Source organism: Methylobacterium sp. UNCCL125, from assembly GCF_900116795.1.
Classification (GTDB): domain Bacteria; phylum Pseudomonadota; class Alphaproteobacteria; order Rhizobiales; family Beijerinckiaceae; genus Methylobacterium; species Methylobacterium fujisawaense.
The window spans coordinates 84332-101910 of the sequence record NZ_FPBW01000009.1 but is presented as its reverse complement, the minus strand read 5'-3'; the positions used below and the strand labels follow the sequence as shown (position 1 = coordinate 101910).

The window sequence follows — 17579 nt, the reverse complement described above, 5'->3', positions numbered from 1 at the left end:
CGCTCCCGGCGGCCGCCGCATTCTTACGGACCGGGGCGCGCCGGGTCCACAGACGCGGATCGCTGCGGCGTTCGATCCCGCGCGCCGCCCTGGGCCGAAGGGACGATCCGCCTAGTTTCGCGGGTGTTCGCGGGGGGAGAGCCCCGGCGCGCTGAACGAGGATCGTCCATGGCATCCGCCGAACGCCCGTACGTGATCTGTCACATGACCTCGTCGGTCGACGGCCGGATCAAGGTGCGCCGCTGGAAAACGCTGGATGCCGACAGCCATTACGAGCGCGTCCACGGCGAGCTTAAGGGCGATGCGTGGATGTGCGGGCGGGTGACGATGCAGGGCTATGCCGACAGCGCCGATCCGTTGCCCGAGCCGATCCGGGACGACGGCGTTCCGGTCCCGCGGACGGATCATGTCGCCCGCCGCGACGCGCCGGGCTACGCCGTGGCCCTCGACGCGCGCGGACGTCTGGATTGGGGCGCGCGCAATACGATCGAGGGGGACCATGTGGTGGTGGTGCTCACCGAATCCGTGCCAGATTCGCATCTGCGCGCGCTCCGGGCCGGCAGCCAGTCCTACCTGTTCGCGGGCGAGCGGACCGTCGACTTCGCCCTGGCGGCGGCGAAGCTGCGCACCCTGTTCGGGATCGAGCGGCTCCTCGTCGAGGGCGGCGGCCACATCAACGGCTCGATGCTGAAAGCCGGGATCATCGACGAACTGAGCCTGCTCCTGGTGCCCGCCGTCGATGGCCTGACCGGGACGCCCGCGGTGTTCGACTTCGCCGGCGAGGAGGCGGACACGATGGGCAGCCGCCGCAAGCTCGACCTGACGGCCTGCGAGCGCCTTTCCGACGGCGTGGTGTGGCTGCGCTACCGGATCACGCCGGTCGAGCCGCCGGCAGCCGGATGATGCTCGCCAGGAACGCGTCGTAGCCGGCCGCGACCGCCGCCGGCTGCTCGAAATGCGGGAATGCGCCGGTCGGCAGGGTCTCGACGCGCCAGTTGGGCCGGTCGGCGACCCGCGGCGCCAGCCGGTAATCGACGAAGTCGCCGCGCGTGCCGTGCACCATCCAGACCGGGAGGCGCAGGCGCTCGTAGAGACGCGTCGCGTCGGTGGGGAACAGGTGACCGGCGATGAAGCACCAGGGGGCGTGCTCGGCACCGGGCTGGTGCGCCGACGCGTAATCGTAGGCGAGCAGACCCCCGTCGATGGCGGACGAGCCGAAGGTCTTCTGCAGGAAGAAGCGCATGCTCGGCCGCGTGACCAGGGCATCGAACAGCGGCCGGCCCAGGGGCGGCCGGTCGAGGGCGTCGCGTAGCCAGTCCCGGCCGCGATGGCCGTCCGGGGGACCGTCCCCCGAGAGCCGCCCATCGAATCCCGTCGGGCTGATCAGCGCGAGGCTGCGATAGGCATCCGACCGTTCCAGGCTGGCCCGCGCGAGGTACGAGGCCGACAGCGAGACAGCCAGGGCATCGATCGCCCAGCCGCCGTGCCGGTGCCGGATCTCATCGACCGCGGCGTGGATCGCTTCAACCATCAGCCGCGGCGTGTAACGGCGGCGCGACCGTTCCGAGAAGCCGAAACCCGGCAGGTCCAGGGCGTAGACAGGCCGCGTGCCGCGGTAGCGCAGATAGAGCGGCCGCACCTCATAGGCGTTGGCCGCGGCGTTGATGGAATGGATCAGCAGGAGCGGCACGCCCTCGGCCTCGGTCGATCCGTAGAGCGAGATCTCGCCGGCGCGTCGGGTCCGGAGCCGTTCGTGCCGCCCCGGCAGGGCGGGCGGCAGGCGCATCCGCCGGTTCACCGCGAGCCCGCTCCAGCCGGCCAGGGCCGCGGCCGAGCCGACGAGCGTCAGGGCCGCCGCGGCCGCGAAGCGACCGGCGCTGTGCCGGGACTGAGAGCCCATCGAACCACCTCGACGTCCATCCCGCAGCCGCGGGCCGTGCGCGACAACGCCGGGACCGATGGGAAGTGCCCGCCCGAACCTTAAGACGCGTGTCCGGCGAGGCTGCCGGCGCTCAGGGCCGGGGCCCGGCTCTCCGACCGCGCCGGCGCCGCGTCGCGCCCCGCGGCCTCACGCAGGAAATCCACCGTCGGCGGGTCGGTGAGCCAGCCCTGGACACGCTGCGAGATCAGAAGCTTGCGCTCGCGCCGGTCGTAATTCGCGTAGGAGGCGGCGACGAACTCGGCCCGGCTCATCGTGCGCGCGGGACCGGACCGGCGCGTCTCCGCCTTGAAGAACAGAGCGCTGCCGGGCACGCCGTAATGCTGGGCGATCTCCGGATAGACCGGCCAGCTGCCCTGACCGCCGAGATCGTCCGGAAGGAACGCGTCGAGATCGCATTCCTCGAACGGGACGCCGGCCCGGGTCAGCAGGCCCCGGGCGAGGTCGGCGACGACGTAGAGCTTCGTGTGGTTGATCGAGTGCATGAAGCAGCCCCGGCGCGCCCAGCGCGTGAGGTGCGTGTCCAGATCGTACCCCGCCTGGACGCCGAGCCCGCGCAGATACGAAACCGACTCGTCCCAGAGATTGAAATACCCGAGGCGCTCGAAGACCGGCTCGGAGAACAGGCGCAGCGCCTGCGCCTGCGAGAATCCGGAGAGGTAGGCGAACAGCGTGATCGCCGAGTGCGAATGCCCCATCGGCCCCGAGATCAGGCCGTTGAGCGTGACGGAATCCTGCACGCCCACATGGACGAGATCCGGATGATAGGCGCTGAACACGATGGTGGGGATCAACCGCACCTTCGGGTGCGTCCGCAGCGTGTCGATCGTGCCGCCGCCCTTGAACCGGGGCAGGTAGATGCTGCTGAAGACGTGGTCGTAGCCGTCCGCATGCGCCATCAGGTCCGCGAGACGCGGGAACCGGCGGGCCGCCGTAAAGGCCGAAACGAAATCCACCCGCGCCTCGGGCAGCAGGTAGCGCATCGTCTTGGCGATGGACCCCGCTTGGCAGACGCCGATCACGAGGATGCGCGGCGATCCGGTCCGCTTCTTCCCGAACTGCGCGAGCCGGTGCCGCGCGCGCCAGAGGCTATCGACGGTCAACATTCGGCCTCTCTCGCATGTCCGCGGGCTGCGGGCAAACGCAGCCTTCGACCGCCCATCGGACGTGGGAATCGGCGGCGTTTGCCGGACGAAGGGCACCGTCGCCCCCGGCCACCGGGTCGCCCGATCACCGGGCCGCTGACCGCCGCATGGCATCCACCGGGTGTCCACGGCACAGGCGCACCACGCATCCTGTGAATCGGGACGGCTCATGGCATGATGGGGCATGCCTTGGCATGACCGCCAAAAACTGCGTGTCATCCACTACATGTTTCAGTATAAAAATAGAAAACTCTGTTGCGTTACAGGCCTATTGTCTTCGCACATCGTCGCCGACACCGTGGAAAGGCGCGGGCACGGCCGGAATAGACTTGACACCTTCAAGTGTTTGAGTGCACGTAAGAATTAACGGAGCATGAAGCTCGCGGATGGGGTGCCGGTGGTCATGAGGGCCGCGTGGCGCCCGAGAGCCGAGGCGTTTCCCGCTTGCATCCCCGCCACTCCGCCTAACCGGCATCACGGACCGGCGCGTCCAGTTCTGAACAGGCCCGCTCTGCGCAGCCGGCCGCCTACGGCATGACCCGGCAGGCGCGACCGCTGACGCGCTTGGTCGCGCCGCGCGGCGACACCGCAGCTCGGCCCGGCCTTGCCGGGCGTCGCCGCGCCGGTTGCCGGTCCGGACGGCATTCGCCCGCTGTACCGCCGGCACGTCTGTCTGCCGGCGCAGCACGCTGAGGCACGCCGCTCACGTTGAGCGGCGATGGGAGCGCATCGGCTCGATGAGATGGAGACCGCGCGATGGATTACATACCTCCCCTGGCTGCCGTCACGGCTGCCACCCAGAAAGCGAACCACGCCGAAGAACTCGGGCTGACGACAGCGAAGACGGCGCCGGCCGCCGTCTCGGCTGCACCGGATCCCCGGTCCATCTACACGCTCTCGCCGGAGGCGGCCGGCGCCGTCTTCGCGCTGGCCGAAACCCAGATCCGGGCGATCGACGCCATGCCGTTCGATCCGCCGGATCGGCGCGGCAGCCAGATTGCCGCGGCGGCCATGGCGACGGTCACGGCGACGACGCCTGTCGTCTCTCCGGAAACGACGAAGACGATCGGCGCCGCCAACCGCAACTGGAGCGAGGATGTCCGGCTGGATCACAGCCCATCCCGCGTCGTGGGAACCGACACGGTCGTTCAGTATGACAATCCCCGGGTCATGGCAGCCTGGAGCGCGGCCTTTCCGGACGTGGCTGGCCGGAAATTCCGGGGCGCGCACCTGTCCGATACGGACCTCCGCTCGGCCCTTCGCCAGTTGGAGATCGATATCGGCTTCCATGGGCCGGAGCGGGAGGTCTACGTTCTGTGCAACAGCGCGCATTTCGAGAGCATCAGTCAGGACAACCCGAAGACGCACTTCAATTGGATCGATGTCGACAACGACGACATCGTTGTATTCTGGCCGAAATCCGGTGACGAAGCGTAGATCCTGGCATGCGGCGGCGCTGGGCTTCACCGTCGTGGTCGATCGGCTTTCCCTCGCCGATCGATCGCGGGCTCAGAGCGCCGGCAGAACGGACCGGACATGGGCGGCGAAGGCCCGCGTGAGCGGAGTGGCATGCGCTTCATCCAGGCGGATCGTCAGACCGATGCGCGGCAGCGCCGGCAATCCGCTGCTGCGGGTCAGGATGCGCAGATCGGGCGGGACCGCGGCGCGGGTCAGGACCGCCACGGCCTGCTCGGAGCGCGTCACGGCCAGCAGGCCCGATAGGCTGCCGCTCGCGTAGGCGATCCGGTATGGGCGCCCCGCCTTGTCGAGGGCGGCCCGCGCCGCCCGATGATCGAGGGTATCGGGATCGCCGAGGGCGAGCGGCAGCGGGTCGGGCCAAGCCGCGGGCGCACCGCGCGGTGCGACCCAGACGAGATCCTCGTGCCGGAGGATCTCCCCCTCGGCCGAGCGGGCAACGGAAACCAGCGCCAGATCCAGTCCACCGCGTTGCCATCGCTCCTCCAGACGGGGCGTCGCGGCGCAGACCACCGCGATCGCCGCCGCGGGGTGTCGGGGTGCGAAGCCGCGCAGCAGGGCCGGCAGGAACGCCTGCGCATAATCGTCCGGACAGCCGATCCGCAGCGTGCCGGTGAGACTCCGTCCGGACAATTCAGCCAGGGCGTCGTCGTGCGCGGACAGGATCCGGCGCGCATGAATTAGAAGGCGCTCCCCCTGCACCGTCAGGGAGACCCCGCGCCCCGTCCGCCGCAGAAGCGGCTGCGCGACGAGATCCTCCAGGCGCTTCATCTGCATGCTGAGGGCAGCCTGACTGCGGCTGACCCGCTCCGCCGCCCGGCTCAGGGCGCCGGTCTCCGCCACCGCGGCGAAGCTGCGCAGGAGATCGATGTCGAGGCTGTGAGCCATAAGAACCTCTGAACTCTCGGTTCAGAACGATAAGCTTTTCTGCCGTCCGCGGCGGTCCTAGCATGGCGCGGCTGGACCCGGGTGCAGGACCGACGATGACACGGAACGACGACGCCGATTTCTGGACGCGCGCACGTCGGCATCTCGTGCGGTACGGCGGCTCCTTCGCGCCGGTCATCATCGAGCGGGCGGAGGGCAGCTTCGTCTACGACGCGGACGGCCGGAAGATCCTCGATTTCACCTCCGGCCAGATGAGCGCGATTCTGGGCCACGGGCATCCCGAGATCGCCGCGGTGGCCGCGCATCACGTCGGACATCTCGACCACCTGTTCAGCGGCATGCTGAGCCGGCCCGTGGTCGATCTCGCGACGGAATTGGCCCGGATCGCCCCCGGCGACCTCGAACGGACGCTCCTGCTGACCACCGGCGCAGAGGCCAACGAGGCCGCCCTGCGCATGGCCAAGCTCGCCACGGGCGGCTGGGAGGTCGTGAGCTTCGCGCAATCCTGGCACGGGATGACGGCGGGGGCGGCCGGGGCGACCTACAGCGCCGGCCGCAAGGGCTATGGCCCGGCCTCCGTCGGCTCCTTCGCGATCCCCGCGCCGAACGCCTACCGCCCCACCTTCGAGAAGGACGGAGCCCCCGACTGGCAGACCGAACTCGACTACGCCTTCGCGCTGGTCGACCGGCAATCGACCGGCAACCTGGCGGCGTTCCTGGCCGAGCCGATCCTCAGCTCCGGGGGCATCCTCGAACTGCCACCGGGCTACCTCGCCGCGCTCAAGCGGAAATGCGCGGAGCGGGGGATGCTGCTGATCCTCGACGAGGCCCAGACGGGCATCGGCCGCACGGGCCTGATGTTCGCCTGCGAACGCGACGGCGTTGTCCCGGACATCCTCACCCTGTCGAAGACCCTGGGCGCCGGCCTGCCGCTCGCGGCGGTCCTGACCACGCCGGAGATCGAGGATCTCTGCCACGCCCGCGGGTTCCTATTCTACACCACGCACGTCTCCGATCCGCTGCCCGCAGCGGTGGGCCTCAAGGTGCTGGAGATTGTCCGGCGCGACGGCCTCGTCGCCCGGGCCGAGGAGGCCGGCGCCCGGCTCGCCACGCGGTTGGGCGCCCTTCAGCAGCGCTTCGCCTGCATCGGCGACCTCCGGGGCCGCGGGCTTCTGCAGGGCGTCGAGATCGTGGCCGACCGGGGCACGAAGGTGCCTGCGCCGGATCTGGGCGATGCGATCACCCGGCGCTGCCTGGACCTCGGGCTGAGCATGAACATCGTGCAGTTGCCGGGCATGGGCGGCGTGTTCCGCATCGCCCCGCCGTTGACCGCCACCGACGAGGAGATCGACCTCGGCGTCGACATCCTGGAGCGGGCGATCGAACTGTCGCTCTGAACAAGCATCGCGCCGCCCGGCCTGCCGTGGCGCTGCTGGATGGTTTCGCAGCGCCCGAACGGATGGGAACCACCGGCCTCAAGGGGTCCGAGCGCGCCGGGGAACGCCTCAGGCGGCCTCGATCTCCGCGCTCACATTCAGCCATTCCTCCTCGGCGGAGGCGAGCGCCTGCGCGGCGTCCGCGCGCATCTTGGCGATCTCGCCCGCCTTGGCGGCGTTCTCGCGGAAGGCGGACCCGTCCTCCAGCGCCGCATCGATCTTCTGGATCGCCGCGGTCAGCTTGGCCATGCGGGCCTCGATGGCCTCCAGGCGTTTGCGCAGCGGCGCCAGGGCCGCGCGGCGCTCGACGCCGGCCCGGCGCGCCTCGGCCTTCTGGCCGCCGGACGGTTCGGTCTCGCGCTCCGCCTCGCGCTCCGGCCCCGACAGGACGAAGCGCCGGTAATCGTCCATGTCGCCGTCGAAGGTCTTCACCGTGCCGTCCGCGACGAGCCAGAGCCGGTCGGCGCAGGCCTCGACCAGGAAGCGGTCGTGGGACACGAGGATGACGGCCCCTTCGTAGTCGTTGATCGCCTCCACGAGGGCCTGCCGGCTCTCGATATCGAGGTGGTTGGTCGGCTCATCGAGGATCAGGAGGTGCGGGCCGTGGAAGGCCGCGAGGCCCATGAGCAGCCGCGCCTTCTCGCCGCCCGAGAGCTTCTCGACTGGCGTGTCGGCCTTGTTGGCGCCGAAGCCCAGCCGCGCCGTCGCGGAGCGCACCTTGGCCTCCGGAACGTCCGGCATCAGGGTTCGGACATGCGCGTAGGCGCTCTCGGAGGGCCGCAACTCGTCGAGCTGATGCTGGGCGAAATAGGCGACCTCCATCTTGGAGGAGCGCTTGACCTCGCCGGCCACGGGGCCGAGCCGCCCGCCGATCAGCTTGCAGAAGGTCGACTTGCCGTTGCCGTTCGCGCCCAGCAACGCCACCCGGTCGTCCGGCGCGAGGCTGAGGTCGAGCCCGGTCAGGACGATCCGGTCCCCGTAGCCGGCCTTGACCCGCTCCATCGCCACGATCGGCGGCGACAGGGGCTTCTCCGGGCTCGGCAGGTGGATCACCGGCACGTCGTCGTCGAGCAGCGCCGCGATCGGCTCCATCTTGGCCAGCCGCTTCATCCGCGACTGGGCCTGCCGCGCCTTGGTGGCCTTGGCCTTGAACCGGTCGATGAAGCTCTGGAGATGCGCGCGCTCGGCATCCTGCTTGGCCTTCGCCTTGGCCTGGAGCACCCGCTTCTCCGAGAGCTGCTTGGCGAAGCTCGAATAGCCGCCGCGGTAGATCGTCAGCTTGCCGCGGTCGAGATGGAGGATGTGATCGACGCTGGTGTCGAGCAGGTCGCGGTCGTGGCTGATGATGATGGCGGTGCGCGGGTAGCGCTCCAGGTAATCGTACAGCCAGAGCGTGCCCTCGATGTCGAGATAGTTGGTCGGCTCGTCGAGGAGCAGCAGGTCCGGCTCCGAGAACAGGACGGCGGCCAGCGCCACGCGCATCCGCCAGCCGCCGGAGAAGTCCGAGCAGGGCCGCCCCTGGGCGGCCGCATCGAACCCCAGGCCGTGCAGGATCGCGGCGGCCCGGGCCGGCGCCGAGTGGGCGCCGATATCGACGAGCCGGGTCTCGATCTCGGCGCGGCGCAAGCCGTCCGCATGCTCGGCCTCCGCCATCAGCCGGGCGCGCTCCGTGTCGGCGGCGAGCACGACGGCGTGCAGCGTCTCCGGCCCGGCCGGTGCCTCCTGGGCAACGGCGCCGATCCGCATGCCCTTGGGCAGCGCCACCGATTTCGCATCCACCGGCAGATCGCCGAGAATGGCCTTGAACAGCGTGGTCTTGCCGGCCCCATTGCGCCCGACGAGACCGACGCGGGCGCCTTCCGGGATCGTGAAGCTCGCCGAATCGAGGATCAGACGGTCGCCGATGCGATAGGTGAGGTCATTGACGCGCAGCATGACGGCGTTCTGGCTGTCCGGACGCGGCGAGGCAAGCGTCGGCTCCGCGCCGACCGACACGATTCGCGAGGCCTCGATGTGACGGGTTGGATACCTGATTGAAGCGGAGAATACCTGCCTGGGCGGCTAAAATTTTAACGTAATGCGACTATAATTATCTTGAGCGACGTCTATCCAGATTTCGATAGGCCGATCATTGGTTAGAGTGCGCTCACACACGTTGGACGCCCGGAACGAGGCGAGCGACGGGGGGAGTTGTTGGGCCAGACCCTGATCTTGACCGACGATCTCGAGCGGGGCGGGCGGCTCGCGCGCAACCTCGGCGGCGGCATTTCCGTGATGTTGCACGACCTCTACGGCGACGCGGCCCCGCCATCGGGCGCCGCATTGATCATCAGCGACGTCAGCGCACTGACCTCCGAATCCGTCCGGCGCCTGCGTCAGGTCCTGTCCACGGTGCGGGCGCCCGGGGTCCCGTTTCTCGCCCTGATCCACGGCAATCTCGGGCGCGGCGAGATCCAGGCGACGGCTCTGGGGGCGACCCGGGTGATGGCGGCCTCCACGGCGAGCGCCCTGCTGCTGAATGCGGTCGCGACCCTGACCGACGGCGGGCCGGATACGCGATCCGCCCGCCGGTGGCGGCATCAGATCCATGAGGCACATGCGGCCTTCGTCAGCCTGTTCCGGGCCGATCAGGCACCCCCGCCGGCGGTGGTCGAAAGCGGCGCCGACTTGGTCAATCAGGCCATCCGCGAGGCGAAGGTGCGCAACTGGCTCGACGTCGTCGCGAACTTCGACGACGTCACCCACCGCCACTGCCTGAGCGTGGCCGGGATCGCAGCCGAATTCGCCCGTATTCTGGGGCTCAGCGAGGCCGATTCCCGGTACCTGGTCAAAGGGGCGCTGCTCCACGACATCGGCAAGGCCAAGATCCCGCTCGCCATCCTGAACAAGCCGGCACCGCTGACGCCCCTCGAGCGCAAGGAGATGGATCGTCACCCGGCGCTCGGTCACGCGATGCTGCTGACGGGCGATTATGACGCGCTGACCCTGTCGGTGGTCCGCTCGCACCACGAATATCTCGACGGTTCGGGCTATCCGGACGGCTTGCGCGGGTCGCAGATCCCGGATCTCGTCCGTCTGATCACCATTTGCGACATCTTCGCCGCGCTGATCGAGGCGCGCCCCTACAAGGCGCCGAAATCGGCCCCGGAGGCCTACGCCATCCTGAGGCAGATGACCGCGAAGCTCGATGTCGATCTGGTCCGAGCCTTCGGTGAGGTCGCGGCCGCCTGCGAACCCCCTCGACCTGCCTCCGCCTGAGGCCTCCCCCCGGTCTGTCGGCCGCGCCTCAAACGAGTTCCCAGGCCGAGCTGTCGCTCATCAGGGCCGCGACCAGGGCGTGGTTGAGTTCGTGTCCCGTGTGGAAGGCTGAGATGCGGCCCTCGATCGGGTGCCCCGCCAAAGCGAGATCGCCGACGAGATCGAGGATGCGATGCCGCACCGGCTCATCGGGGACCCGCATCCCGCCGAGCACGTGCCCGCGCACGAGGAGCGCCGCCGAGCGGGGCGATACGCCCTGCAGGAAGTCCGTCCCCCGGACGAAGCCGTAGGCGCGCCCCGCCATGGCTCGCAGGTAGCGACCGAAGCTGCGCGCCGGCGCAATCTCCCGCTCGAAGCCTTCGGGCGTGATCGCACCCGACCAGTCGACCGACCCGAAATGCGCCAGCGCGAGGTGGCCGCTGATGTGGAGTCCGTCGCCGGGCTCGATCTGAAGCCGCCGCCGCCCGTTCTCGACCGCAACGGTCCGCAGCAGGCGGATGACCCGGCAGGGCAAGGTCTGCTCGCTCCGGCCCGCGGCCCGGATGGCCTCGCACCACGGCGTGGCGCTGCCGTCGAAGATCGGCAGCTCGTCCGCGTCGATCTCGGCCAGCACGTTGTCGATCCGCAAGGCGCTCAGCGATGCCATGAGGTGTTCGATCGTGCGGACGAGGACCCCCTCCCGCCGCACCGCCGAGGACAGCGGCTGCGATTCCCGAAGTCGCCAATCGGCCGGCACATCGACCGTGCGACCATCCTTCAGACGACGCCGAAAGACGATGCCGTGGCCGGCCGGCGCCGGGCTGACGCGGACCGTGGCGTGTCGCCCCGAATGGAGGCTGCGTCCCGACCGCTCGAACGGATGAGACAAGGTCGCCTGAAGCCGAGGGCCTGGAGCGGCTGTCGAGAGCGGGAATGGAACGTCTTGATGCATCGAGTCAGGCCGCCGCAGCGGACAGGGAACCTAGCCCTCATGGGTGATCCACGCCAATAAACTCCTGTTCATCGGGACGCGGCTTGACCGTCCAGCCCGCGACCGTCACGATCATTATGCCCGATCGATCCAGCACCGCCCCGGCGGAGCGCGACGTCACTGTACGGGCTGCTCCCGTCCCCAGATCTGCTGGCTGGCCCCCGTCAGGGCAGGGACGGAGGCCGGAGTTGAGGGAACACGATCGATGGCGCGGTTGGGGACGATACCCTTCTTCAAGGATCCGGGCATTGAGCTCGGGCCCTACGAGCCCCGCTGCCACTGGCGCCGCTTCGACGAGAACGAGGTTCTGGTCGACTTCGACGACATCTCCACCGACGTGTACTTCATCGCCTCCGGCGAGGTCCGCATCCTGAACCGGACCCAGTCCGGCAAGGAGGTCATCCTGGGGGAGATGCGGGGCGGGGCCTTCTTCGGCGAACTCGCCGCGATCGACGGAATCGGCCGCTCGGCCAACGTCACGGCGCTGACGCGCGGCGAGGTCTGCGTGGTGCCGGCCCCGGTGTTCCGCCAGATCGTCTTCGCGTCCGAGGCGATCGCCGACCGGCTGTTCCGGCTCCTGGCCAAGCGCGTGCGCGAGCTGAATACGCGGCTGATGGAGCACGCCCTGCTCGATCTCAAGCACCGGCTGTATGCCGAGCTGCTGCGCCTCTCCGTGCCGCGGGCCGGGGCGGGGGGCGAGCGGGTGGTGTCGCCCCCGCCCTACCACCACGTCCTCGCCGCCCGGATCGGCTGCCGGCGGGAGCAGGTGACCCGGGAATTCACCGCGATGGCCGCCGAGGGTCTGGTCGACCGCACCCGCGGCGCCCTCGTCCTGCGGCGGCCGGATCTCTTGGAAGCGCGCGTGGCCGAGGCGCTGCGCGAGGATTCCTGATCCGTTGTCCGGCCTGCCGGCGCCGCGCCTGCGGCTCGAGGAGCTGACCAAACGCTTCGGCACGCACCACGCCGTCGAGGCCGTGACGCTCGATCTCGAGCCGGGGGAGTTCTTCTGTCTGCTCGGGCCGTCCGGCTGCGGGAAGAGCACCCTCCTGCGCATGATCGCGGGCTTCGAGAGACCGACCGCCGGGCGGATCCTGCTGGGGGAGGCCGATCTGACCGCGCTGCCGCCCCACCGGCGGCCGGTCAACATGATGTTCCAGTCCTATGCCCTGTTCCCGCACATGAGCGTGGCCGGCAATATCGGCTACGGTCTCAAGGGCCTCGGCCGCGCCGCCGCCGCTAACCGGGTGGCGGACCTGCTCCGGCTCGTGCGCCTCGACGGGTTCGGCGACCGCCGACCCGACACGCTCTCGGGCGGTCAGCGGCAGCGGGTCGCCCTGGCCCGGGCGCTGGCCCGGGAGCCGCAGCTGCTGCTTCTCGATGAGCCGCTCGGCGCCCTGGATCGCGGCCTGCGCGAGGAGACGCAGGGCGAGTTGCGCGCCGTCCAGCGGCGGCTCGGCACCGCCTTCATCGTCGTCACGCACGATCCCGAGGAGGCGATGATGCTTGCCGACCGGATCGGCGTCATGGAAGGCGGGCGCCTGATCCAGGTCGGACCTCCGGCGGAGCTCTACCGACGCCCAGCGAGCCGCTTCGTGGCGGGTCTGCTCGGCGACGTGAATCTCATCCCCGGCCGCCTCGGCGCGAGAGGGCCCGGCGGCGCTCACGAAGTCGAGACCGCTTATGGCGCCGTGCGGGGCGTCGCGGCGGGCACGTTGGAGACGGGGGCCGCCGTCGTGGTCGCCGTGCGGCCGGAGGACCTCGTTCTCGGCACGGAGGGGCTGCCGGTGGTGATCGCCGATTCCGTCTTTCTCGGAGACAGGCTGCGTCGGACCCTGCGCCTGCCCGACGGCACGACGCTGCGGGCGAGCGGGCGACCGACGGAGGCCGGGCAGGCGCTCGGATCGGCATCGCATGCCGGCTTCGCGGCCGAGGCCGCCGTGATCCTGCCGGCATGAGGCCCATCGCGCCGTCGGCCGATCCGCATGCCCGCCCGGGGCGGCGCGATCCGGGGGCCCGCCGGTGAGCGGCCGGATAACGGCACGGCTGTTCGATCGTCTCGTGCGGCTGCCACCCTTCCTCTGGCTGGCGGCGTTTTTCCTGCTGCCGTTCGCGATCACCCTCAAGATCAGCCTGTCGGAGCCGGCGACGGCGATTCCCCCCTATCTGCCGGTGCTCGACTGGCGGGCCGGCCTCGACGGCTGGTCGAGCTTTCTCGAAGCCCTGAACTTCGACAATTACCTGACGCTCTACGCCGACCCGCTCTATCGGGACGCCGTCCTCGGCTCGCTGACCTACGCCGCCCTGGCCAGCCTGATCCTTGTCGCCCTGGGCACACCGCTCGCCTACGCGCTGGCCCGCGCCCCGTCCCGATGGCAGCCGCTCCTCGTGGCGCTGGTGGTCGTGCCGTTCTGGACCAGCTTCCTGATCCGGGTCTACGCCTGGATCGCGATTCTCAAACCGGAGGGTCTGCTCAACCTCACGCTGATCCGGCTCGGGCTGATCGGCGAGCCGCTCACGATCCTCAACACCGACGCCGCGGTTATCATCGGCCTCGTCTACGCGTATCTGCCCTTCATGGTCCTGCCGCTCTACGCGGTGATGAACCGCCTCGACCCGACGCTGCGGGACGCCGCTGCGGATCTCGGCGCCTCGCCGACCCGGGTGTTCTGGACCGTGACCCTGCCGCTCAGCCTGCCCGGGATCGCGGCCGGCGCGGGCCTGTGCTTCATCCCGATGATCGGCGAGTTCGTGATCCCGGACCTTCTCGGCGGCTCGGAAACCCTGATGCTCGGCCGGGTGCTCTGGACCGAGTTCTTCTCGAACCGCGACTGGCCCCTGGCCTCCGCGGTGGCGGTCCTGATCCTCGCCATCGTCATCGGCCCGGTGGTGCTGTTCCGGGACAGCCTGCGCGCCGGCGAGGGAGAGTCCCCGTGACCTGGGTCACCCGCACCGCCCTCGCGGCCGGCCTCGTCTTCCTCTACGCGCCGATCGTGGTGCTGATCGTCTACTCGTTCAACGCCTCGCCCCTGGTCACGGTCTGGGGCGGTTTCTCGACCCGCTGGTACGGTGCGCTGATGTCCGACGCGCCGCTCATCGCAGCCGCCTGGGTCTCTCTGAAGGTCGCGATCCTCGCGAGCCTGCTCGCCACGATCCTCGGCACCCTCGCAGCCCTGGTCCTCGAGCGGCAGGGCCGCTTCCGCGGACGGGCGCTGTTCACCGGCCTCGTCGTCGGACCGATCGTGATGCCGGAGGTGATGATCGGCCTCTCGCTCCTGCTGATGTTCATCGGGATCGGGCTGGACCGGGGCCTCCTCACGATCGTCATCGCCCACACGACGTTCTGCACGGGCTTCGTGGCGGTGGTGGTCGGGGCGCGCCTGCGCGGTCTCGATCGATCCCTGGAGGAAGCCGCGGCCGACCTCGGCGCGACGCCGGCGCGGGTGCTGATGACCGTCACCCTGCCGCTTCTGGCGCCCGCTCTGACCGCCGGGGCGCTCCTCGCCTTCACCCTGTCGCTCGACGACCTCGTCATCGCGAGCTTCGTGTCCGGCCCCGGCTCGACCACGCTGCCGATGCGGCTCTACAGCCAGGTCAGACTCGGGGTGAACCCGGAGATCAACGCGGCCTCGACCCTCCTGGTCGGGCTGGTGAGCGCCGCGGTGCTACTGGCATCCTGGCTCACGACCCGGCGCGGGCGGGCCTGAGACCCGTCACTCAGCGGCCTGCGCGGCGGTCGCGCCGACGCGCATCAGTTGCGCCACCGCGAGGGTGACCACGAGATTCACCATCAGCGCCACGATGCCGACATTCACGTCCTGGAGCGGTCCGAGGGCGGAGAGGCTGGACAGGCTGAACCCGCTCAGAACGGTCGCCGCCACGGTGGCGACGCCCGCGACGATGCCGGCCATCGCAGCGCGCCGATCGAGCGGGTTGCGCCGCATCAGGCTGGCGATGAAGCATGGGAAGAGCTGCGTGACGAAGTTGTAGCCCATCAACAGGAGCTGCACGATCGTGTCTCCGCCCGACAGGGTGAAGCCCACGCAGACCAGCGCCAGAACCGGCACCAGAATCTTGCACAGCCGGGCGGTGGCGGCATCGTCCATGCCGGGTCGCAGGGGCCGGACGAGGTTGTTGGCCACCAGCGTCACGCCGGCGATCAGGATCATCGATCCCGGGACCAGAGCGGTCAGCACGCCGGTGGCGCCGATGAGGCCGATGACCCAGGGCGGGAAGGTCGCGAGGGCGAGCTTGAACAGCGACAGATCGACATCCGGGCCGATGAGGCCGGGCACCTGCATGACGGCCGTGAAGCCGATCACGAACACGAAGAGATTGATCAGCTGGTAGATCGGCAGGATCACGGCGTTCCGCCGGAAGGCGCCGGGCTCGCGCGCCGTGTAGAGCGACGCGAAGGTGTGCGGCCACATGTATCCGCCCAGGGCGGTGAGCAGGACCGTCGTGGTGAACCAGGTCGGGCTCTGGCCGCGATCGGGCAGGGCGAGGAAGCCGGGCTTCGCCGCCTCGATGGCCTGGAACAGCCCTCCATAGCCGCCGTAATAGTGCACCGGCAGGTAGATCCCGAGGAAGACCACTACGAACAGGATGCTGGTGTCCTTGATTACCGCCGTCCAGGCCGAGCCGTGGACGCCCGAGACGACCACGTAGACGGTGAGGGCGGCCGCCCCGATCCAGACCGCGGCGGTCGACGAGATGGCCCCGTAGGACGCTGTGGAGACGATGATCCCCAGGCCCTTGAACTGGAGCACGAGGTAGGGGACCAGCGCCACGATCCCCACCAGAGCCACCAGCATGCCGAGCGCCGGGCTTCGGTACTTGCGGGCGAAGAAATCGGGTTGCGTGTAGAGGCCGTTCTGCTTCGCGTAGCGCCAGACGGGCGGCAGCAGCCAATACGAGGTGACGTAGGCGAGGGTCAGGTAGCAGAGGATGTAGTAGGCCGGGCCGCCCTTGCCGTAGGCGATGCCGGACCCACCCAGGAACGTGAAAGTCGTGTAGATCTCGCCGGCCATCAGCAGGAAGACGAGTGTGGTGCCGAAGCCCCGGCCGCCCACCGTCCACTGTTCCAGGCCCATCTCACGGCCCAACCGTGCGTAGAGCCCGAGGCCGATCGCCAGCGCGAACCCGGCCGCCACGATGATGAGGGCGACGCTCATCGCGGATCCTCCGGGCTTCGGTTCTGGGGATCGGCGAGATAGATCACCGCCATCACCGCCGAGGTCCCGATCACGCAGAACACCAGCCAGGCGAGGAGCAGCGGCAGGCCGAGAACGAAGGGTTCGACCCGGTTCAGAAAGAACGGACCGATCAGGATGCCCAGAAAGGGCAGGGCGGCGAGCCACCGCAGATTTCGCATGCGCGATACCGTCCAGAAGGCCCCGATACCGCGGGTTGAATCAGTCGCGACGGACTGTCAACCTGACGGAGCCAGCTCGATGCGCAGACAGATCAATCTTACGTGTTGTGTGCTCGCGCACGCGGCCCCGGGTCCGGCACGCCTAATCTCGTGCGGCTTCGCGACGTTCGGCGCCGCGGATGCACGAGGGATTTCGCGCGATGAAACCGACCCTGACCATCGCCGCGCTGGCGGCGCTTCTCGCCGTTCCGACGGTCCAGGCTGAGGCACGGCCGCGTCAGGCGGCCGCCAAGGTCCAGCCCAGCGCCGCACTCAAGGCGCGCCAGACCGTCATGAACGATTTCAACGCCCGCATGAGCCGCCTCGACGCGCTCATGGGTGTGCCGAAATCGTCGTCGGTTCGCGCCCGCTCCGCCGAAGCCGGGCGCTAGAGTCGAGCAGCACGCGTTCGACGCGACCGGCTCATCGGTTCAGCGACCGAGACCGCCCGCCTCTTCGACGAAGCGCGCGACGGAATCCGCGCCCGCCCCCTCCCGCAAGGACGCGAACACGTAGGGCCGCGCGCCGCGCATCCGCTGCGTGTCGGATTCCATGACCGACAGGTCGGCGCCGACGAGGGGCGCGAGGTCGGTCTTGTTGACGATCAGCAGATCCGAGCGCGTGATGCCCGGGCCGCCCTTGCGGGGGATCTTCTCGCCGCCGGCGACGTCGATGACGTAGAGGGTGATGTCGGCGAGTTCGGGCGAGAACGTCGCCGCGAGATTGTCGCCCCCGGATTCGATCAGGACCAGATCGAGCTTGGGGAACCGCCGGGTCATCTCGGCGACGGCGGCGAGGTTGATCGAGGCGTCCTCTCGGATCGCGGTGTGCGGGCAGCCGCCGGTCTCGACACCGAGAATGCGCTCCTCGGGGAGGGCGCCGGCCACGGTCAGGATTCGCGCATCCTCCTTCGTGTAGATGTCGTTGGTGATCGCACAGATCTCGTAGCGGTCGCGGAAGCGCTTGCAGAGCTGCTCCATCAGGGCGGTCTTGCCGGAGCCGACGGGACCGCCGATGCCGACGCGGAGGGGGCCGTTCGAGGAGGTCATGCTTCAGG

The 17579-nt window shown here is 69.6% G+C and carries 17 protein-coding genes; 9 read left to right on the top strand and 8 right to left on the bottom strand.

All coding sequences use genetic code 11. The features are described 5' to 3' along the window. The first annotated feature begins 168 nt into the window (after positions 1–168). Positions 169–903 carry a dihydrofolate reductase family protein gene (locus BM396_RS10915; protein WP_043380009.1) on the top strand — a complete coding sequence of 245 codons (735 nt, stop codon included), beginning with the start codon at positions 169–171 and terminating at the stop codon, positions 901–903. On the opposite strand, the gene BM396_RS10910 is transcribed toward BM396_RS10915, so the two are convergent. Together BM396_RS10910 and BM396_RS10905 are read right to left on the bottom strand one after the other, a co-directional pair. Next, on the bottom strand, positions 872–1900 hold the full coding sequence (locus BM396_RS10910) for an alpha/beta fold hydrolase (RefSeq protein ID WP_043380007.1): 1029 nt from the start codon (positions 1898–1900) through the stop codon (positions 872–874). The genes BM396_RS10915 and BM396_RS10910 overlap by 32 nt on opposite strands. An 80-nt stretch (positions 1901–1980) precedes the next feature. Continuing rightward, the gene (locus tag BM396_RS10905; RefSeq protein WP_043353222.1) at positions 1981–3045 is read right to left on the bottom strand and encodes a WcbI family polysaccharide biosynthesis putative acetyltransferase; all 1065 of its coding nucleotides are present in this window, start codon (positions 3043–3045) and stop codon (positions 1981–1983) included. A gap of 795 nt (positions 3046–3840) precedes the next feature. Between BM396_RS10905 and BM396_RS10900 the strand changes: the two genes are divergently transcribed. After that, positions 3841–4521: a hypothetical protein gene (locus BM396_RS10900; RefSeq protein ID WP_043353219.1), complete on the top strand. Its 681-nt coding sequence runs from the start codon at positions 3841–3843 to the stop codon at positions 4519–4521. Positions 4522–4593: 72 nt separating this feature from the next. Here the strand turns inward: BM396_RS10900 and BM396_RS10895 are convergent, their stop codons facing one another. Next, positions 4594–5448: a LysR family transcriptional regulator gene (locus BM396_RS10895; protein WP_043380005.1), complete on the bottom strand. Its 855-nt coding sequence runs from the start codon at positions 5446–5448 to the stop codon at positions 4594–4596. A gap of 95 nt (positions 5449–5543) precedes the next feature. Here BM396_RS10895 and BM396_RS10890 point away from each other — a divergent pair, with 95 nt between their 5' ends. Beyond that, a complete protein-coding gene (locus BM396_RS10890) occupies positions 5544–6845 on the top strand; it encodes an aspartate aminotransferase family protein (RefSeq protein WP_043380185.1) in 1302 nt (433 codons plus the stop codon). A gap of 108 nt (positions 6846–6953) precedes the next feature. Here BM396_RS10890 and BM396_RS10885 read toward each other — a convergent pair whose 3' ends face one another. Then, positions 6954–8819 (bottom strand): ABC-F family ATP-binding cassette domain-containing protein, encoded by a 1866-nt coding sequence (locus tag BM396_RS10885; protein WP_043380004.1) that lies wholly within the window; start codon positions 8817–8819, stop codon positions 6954–6956. A 276-nt stretch (positions 8820–9095) separates the two neighbouring features. Between BM396_RS10885 and BM396_RS10880 the strand changes: the two genes are divergently transcribed. Further along, positions 9096–10142 carry an HD-GYP domain-containing protein gene (locus tag BM396_RS10880; RefSeq protein WP_236952950.1) on the top strand — a complete coding sequence of 349 codons (1047 nt, stop codon included), beginning with the start codon at positions 9096–9098 and terminating at the stop codon, positions 10140–10142. A 28-nt stretch (positions 10143–10170) separates the two neighbouring features. Here BM396_RS10880 and BM396_RS10875 read toward each other — a convergent pair whose 3' ends face one another. After that, positions 10171–11073, bottom strand: a complete 903-nt coding sequence (locus BM396_RS10875) for a UDP-3-O-acyl N-acetylglycosamine deacetylase (RefSeq protein ID WP_043380002.1) — start codon at positions 11071–11073, stop codon at positions 10171–10173. A gap of 244 nt (positions 11074–11317) precedes the next feature. On the opposite strand from BM396_RS10875, the gene BM396_RS10870 reads away from it, so the two are divergent. The 4 genes from BM396_RS10870 to BM396_RS10855 all read left to right on the top strand — a co-directional run bounded on the left by BM396_RS10870 (position 11318) and on the right by BM396_RS10855 (position 14816). After that, positions 11318–12004, top strand: coding sequence for a Crp/Fnr family transcriptional regulator (locus BM396_RS10870; RefSeq protein WP_043353212.1), 687 nt, complete (start codon positions 11318–11320; stop codon positions 12002–12004). Between the two features lie 4 nt (positions 12005–12008). Further along, entirely contained in the window at positions 12009–13067 is a 1059-nt protein-coding gene (locus tag BM396_RS10865) for an ABC transporter ATP-binding protein (RefSeq protein ID WP_081948576.1), read from the top strand. Positions 13068–13131: 64 nt separating this feature from the next. Next, positions 13132–14046 (top strand): ABC transporter permease, encoded by a 915-nt coding sequence (locus BM396_RS10860; RefSeq protein ID WP_043379998.1) that lies wholly within the window; start codon positions 13132–13134, stop codon positions 14044–14046. After that, a complete protein-coding gene (locus BM396_RS10855) occupies positions 14043–14816 on the top strand; it encodes an ABC transporter permease (RefSeq protein WP_043379995.1) in 774 nt (257 codons plus the stop codon). The genes BM396_RS10860 and BM396_RS10855 overlap by 4 nt, the downstream gene beginning before the upstream one ends. A 6-nt stretch (positions 14817–14822) precedes the next feature. Here BM396_RS10855 and BM396_RS10850 read toward each other — a convergent pair whose 3' ends face one another. Next, positions 14823–16283 (bottom strand): sodium:solute symporter family protein, encoded by a 1461-nt coding sequence (locus BM396_RS10850; protein WP_043379992.1) that lies wholly within the window; start codon positions 16281–16283, stop codon positions 14823–14825. Continuing rightward, a complete protein-coding gene (locus tag BM396_RS10845) occupies positions 16280–16483 on the bottom strand; it encodes a DUF3311 domain-containing protein (protein ID WP_043379990.1) in 204 nt (67 codons plus the stop codon). Before BM396_RS10845 ends, BM396_RS10850 begins: the two co-directional genes overlap by 4 nt. A 200-nt stretch (positions 16484–16683) precedes the next feature. Here BM396_RS10845 and BM396_RS10840 point away from each other — a divergent pair, with 200 nt between their 5' ends. Next, positions 16684–16914, top strand: a complete 231-nt coding sequence (locus BM396_RS10840) for a hypothetical protein (RefSeq protein ID WP_043379988.1) — start codon at positions 16684–16686, stop codon at positions 16912–16914. A gap of 39 nt (positions 16915–16953) precedes the next feature. Here BM396_RS10840 and ureG read toward each other — a convergent pair whose 3' ends face one another. Beyond that, positions 16954–17571, bottom strand: coding sequence for an urease accessory protein UreG (ureG, locus tag BM396_RS10835; RefSeq protein WP_043353197.1), 618 nt, complete (start codon positions 17569–17571; stop codon positions 16954–16956). Between the last annotated feature and the right edge of the window lie 8 nt (positions 17572–17579).

Coding starts and splice junctions, on each gene's coding strand:
- BM396_RS10915 (WP_043380009.1), top strand. CDS start 169: ATGGCATCCGCCGAACGCCCGTACGTGATCTGTCACATGACCTCGTCG.
- BM396_RS10910 (WP_043380007.1), bottom strand. CDS start 1,900: ATGGGCTCTCAGTCCCGGCACAGCGCCGGTCGCTTCGCGGCCGCGGCG.
- BM396_RS10905 (WP_043353222.1), bottom strand. CDS start 3,045: ATGTTGACCGTCGATAGCCTCTGGCGCGCGCGGCACCGGCTCGCGCAG.
- BM396_RS10900 (WP_043353219.1), top strand. CDS start 3,841: ATGGATTACATACCTCCCCTGGCTGCCGTCACGGCTGCCACCCAGAAA.
- BM396_RS10895 (WP_043380005.1), bottom strand. CDS start 5,448: ATGGCTCACAGCCTCGACATCGATCTCCTGCGCAGCTTCGCCGCGGTG.
- BM396_RS10890 (WP_043380185.1), top strand. CDS start 5,544: ATGACACGGAACGACGACGCCGATTTCTGGACGCGCGCACGTCGGCAT.
- BM396_RS10885 (WP_043380004.1), bottom strand. CDS start 8,819: ATGCTGCGCGTCAATGACCTCACCTATCGCATCGGCGACCGTCTGATC.
- BM396_RS10875 (WP_043380002.1), bottom strand. CDS start 11,073: ATGCATCAAGACGTTCCATTCCCGCTCTCGACAGCCGCTCCAGGCCCT.
- BM396_RS10870 (WP_043353212.1), top strand. CDS start 11,318: ATGGCGCGGTTGGGGACGATACCCTTCTTCAAGGATCCGGGCATTGAG.
- BM396_RS10850 (WP_043379992.1), bottom strand. CDS start 16,283: ATGAGCGTCGCCCTCATCATCGTGGCGGCCGGGTTCGCGCTGGCGATC.
- BM396_RS10845 (WP_043379990.1), bottom strand. CDS start 16,483: ATGCGAAATCTGCGGTGGCTCGCCGCCCTGCCCTTTCTGGGCATCCTG.
- BM396_RS10840 (WP_043379988.1), top strand. CDS start 16,684: ATGAAACCGACCCTGACCATCGCCGCGCTGGCGGCGCTTCTCGCCGTT.
- ureG (WP_043353197.1), bottom strand. CDS start 17,571: ATGACCTCCTCGAACGGCCCCCTCCGCGTCGGCATCGGCGGTCCCGTC.